The following is a 3,046-nucleotide window of genomic DNA, read 5'->3' as shown; positions in this document are numbered from 1 at the left end:
GCCCCGATGTTCATGGCGAAGATGCGGTCGGTGTACCCGCACGACGAGGTCTTCGGCCAGTACTGCACGGTCAACGACTACGTCGACTGCCCACCCGACGAGCTGTTCGAATACTTGGCCCACACCCAAAGCCTCGAGGAGTGGACCTATACCCTGCGTGACTTCACCCCCACTGAGGAGTCCGGGCTGTGGCTGGCCTACGACCGGTTGCTGCCGGACACCGAGATCTACACCCGCACGGTGGCCAACGCCGAGTCGCGCACTGTCGACTACCACTGCGCCTGGGACCAGGGCAAGCACCTGTGGATGATCTACGTAATGCGGGTCCTCGACGCGCAGGTGGTGCTCGGCAAGCCCGGTTCCGTTGTGCTGTGGACCAATTGCCGTCACCCGTTCTACAACCACAACCCGTATCCGGAGGCCTCGCCGCCAGAGCGCTCGGGCTGGGTGGGCGACTTTTGGGACTTGTTCGGTGCCGGTCATGGGCTGGAGCTGAACAACCTCAAGACCATCGCCGAATACCGCCACCGTAACGGACTGCCGGTCACGCCGGCCTGGATGAGTACATCATGAACCAACCCACCGTTAGCCTGACCGACGTTTCCAGCTATCTGCCCGGCGAACCTGTCGGCGCCGACTACTACGCGCAGTTCGCTGGCTCGGACGACCTGGCGGCCAACCTGATGTTCCGCGCGCCCAAGTTCCGCCATCACGTCGGGCCGGACGAAACCGCGATCGACATGGTCGAGCGAGCCGCACAGGGCCTGATCGAACGGCACGGCCGGGACGTCATTGCTAACGTCGACGTGCTGATCACCCACGCCCAAATGCCCGACGTGCCGTTCTACGGCGGGGGCGGCGGCATCGCGCACCGCTTGGGCATGCGTCCTAACTGGGTGCTGGATCTGCACAACGGCGGGTGCGCGGCGTTCGTGCTGGGTCTCAAAGTGGCCCGTCAACTGCTCGCGTCCGGACAAGGGCGCACAGCGCTGATCGCGGTCGCCCAGAACGCGGCGGGCCAGATTTTCGACCAGCCCGGGGTACGCCGCAAGGCGCAGTCGTCCGTGCCCGGTGACGGCGCCGCGGTTGGACTAGTCACTGTGTCGGACGAGTCTCCGATACTCGACATCGAGTGCCGCACCTACGGCGAATACGCCGGCGACATGACGCTCGTTATCGACCCGCTCCGCAAATGGTGGCAGCCCGGCCCCGGTGAGGCTTGCATCGGGTTCACCGAAACCAACATCGCCAAGGTGCTCGCTCGCGGCAACCAGCAGGTCCCCGAAGTGGCGCTTGCCGTGTGTGATCGAATCGGCCTGTCGTCCAAGGATATCGACCTGCTGGTCACCAATCAGCCAAACCGGGTGTTCCTGCACAACTGGCGCGAAGCGCTCGAGGTGCCCGAATCGAGACACCTCGATACTTTCGACGAATGCGGCAACCTGTTCGGCGCCGCCATTCCGATCAACCTGGATCATGCGATATCTGAGGGTCAGGTCAAGGCCGGCGACATCGTGATGATGGCCGCTTTCGCGCACGCCGGCGACTTCGCGGGTGCGGCGGCGGTCCGCTGGGGCGGACGAAGCTGATGCTACCCCTGCTAGCGGCGAACCCTGCCACCGCGGAGATCCTCGACGCGCTGCCCAACGCGACCGATCCATTCGCATTGTCGCTCAACGAGAACCCGTTTCCGCCGCTGCCGGCGGTGCGCTCGGCACTGATCCGGTCGATCGATGTCGCCAACCGCTATCCGGAGTTCCTGCCCGAACGGCTGCGCCGTTTGATCGCCGGTCACATCGGGGTCTCCCACGAGCAGGTCGTGCTGGGAGCGGGTGCGAGCGGGGTGGTAATGCAGGTCCTGCATGCGGTGACGCGGCCCGGTGATCGGATTGTGTTCAGCGAGCCCACTTTCGACGGGTACCCGATTTTCGCCCAGATGGCTCGCCTGACGTCGGTCACTGTCCCGCTCGACGAGCGCGGCCACCACGACCTGGAGGCAATGGCCGAGGCGGCGGCGGACGCCAGGGTGGTCGTACTATGCCGACCGCACAACCCGACCGGCACCGTGGAGCCTGTCGCCGATGTGCAGCGATTCCTGCGGCGTGTGCCGGATGACACCGTCGTCCTCCTCGACGAGGCCTACATCGAGTTCGTCGCCCCCCAGCACCGTATCGACGGACCGGACCTGGTCCGGCAGCCTCCGAATGTCATTGTGCTGCGGACGTTCTCTAAGGCCTACGGGCTTGCCGGGTTGCGGATCGGGTACGGTTTCGGATCGCCGGACCTAGCTAGAATACTGTGGGGGATGCAATTGCCGTTTGGCATGGGCATCACCAGCTTGGCCGCAGTGGCGGCGTCCTACGACGCCGAAGACCAGTTGCGACAACGCATTCTGCGAATCACCGGTGAGCGGGATTACCTGTGCCGGCGCCTTCGGGCAATGGGTGTATACACCACCGACGGGCACGCGAACTTCGCTTACCTGCCGGCCATCGGACGACCCTGGCGAGAGGTATTCGCCGACACCGGGCTGAAGGCCCGCTACTACCCTGACGGCGCCGCTCGGATCACCGTTGGGAGCCGCGCGTCCTCCCAAGCGGTGCTGACCGCAGTGGCAAAGCGGCGGGCTGACCAAATCGCGTCCTGAAGTGCGGTAAGAAAACCGGCGCGACCCGATCACGGTGAGGTCCGGATGGGTTTTGTTACCGCACAAGCGGATTAGCGCAGGCGCTGGGGCGCTGACGATATTGCTTTGGGCGGCTGATGCCTAATTGTTGCTGCGCCGTTTCAGTCTGGCAGCGCGTCGTCGGGCGACATTGTCTGGCGCCGGTGAACTTCTCGTCGAAGCCCTGCGTGGTAACAGTAGGAGGTTTGAGATGAATCCGTTTCTGATGGTCTACTTTTCAGCCGGAATGTCGTTCGCTGGATTTGGCCTGCTGAAGCTGCAAGCGCGACTTGAGCAATGGGCTTACCAACGGCACGCAGAGGACTGAAGTGCGTTCCGCGAACCTGATGTCAATGCCCACCGCGCCGTCGACCCGGTCGC

Annotated in this window: 3 protein-coding genes; all 3 read left to right on the top strand. The window is 64.3% G+C overall.

Translation table 11 applies throughout. The features are described from left to right. The coding region (locus ACLQI9_RS27155) for an SRPBCC family protein (protein WP_442383799.1) at nucleotides 1-573 on the top strand (573 nt) is incomplete at its 5' end. Beyond that, nucleotides 570-1,589, top strand: a complete 1,020-nt coding sequence (locus ACLQI9_RS27150; RefSeq protein ID WP_442383801.1) for a 3-oxoacyl-ACP synthase III family protein — start codon at nucleotides 570-572, stop codon at nucleotides 1,587-1,589. The genes ACLQI9_RS27155 and ACLQI9_RS27150, both read left to right, overlap by 4 nt. After that, nucleotides 1,589-2,647 carry a pyridoxal phosphate-dependent aminotransferase gene (locus tag ACLQI9_RS27145; protein WP_442392425.1) on the top strand — a complete coding sequence of 353 codons (1,059 nt, stop codon included), beginning with the start codon at nucleotides 1,589-1,591 and terminating at the stop codon, nucleotides 2,645-2,647. The genes ACLQI9_RS27150 and ACLQI9_RS27145 overlap by 1 nt, the downstream gene beginning before the upstream one ends. Nucleotides 2,648-3,046: the final 399 nt, after the last annotated feature.

It is taken from the genome of Mycobacterium sp., from assembly GCF_052143115.1.
Classification (GTDB): Bacteria; Actinomycetota; Actinomycetes; order Mycobacteriales; family Mycobacteriaceae; genus Mycobacterium.
The sequence above is the reverse complement of the archived record's forward strand: the minus strand, read 5'-3'. Positions and strand labels throughout refer to the sequence as shown.

Bases quoted from the DNA above. Each gene is read 5' to 3' on its own strand.
- ACLQI9_RS27150 (WP_442383801.1), top strand. From the start codon at position 570: ATGAACCAACCCACCGTTAGCCTGACCGACGTTTCCAGCTATCTGCCC.
- ACLQI9_RS27145 (WP_442392425.1), top strand. From the start codon at position 1,589: ATGCTACCCCTGCTAGCGGCGAACCCTGCCACCGCGGAGATCCTCGAC.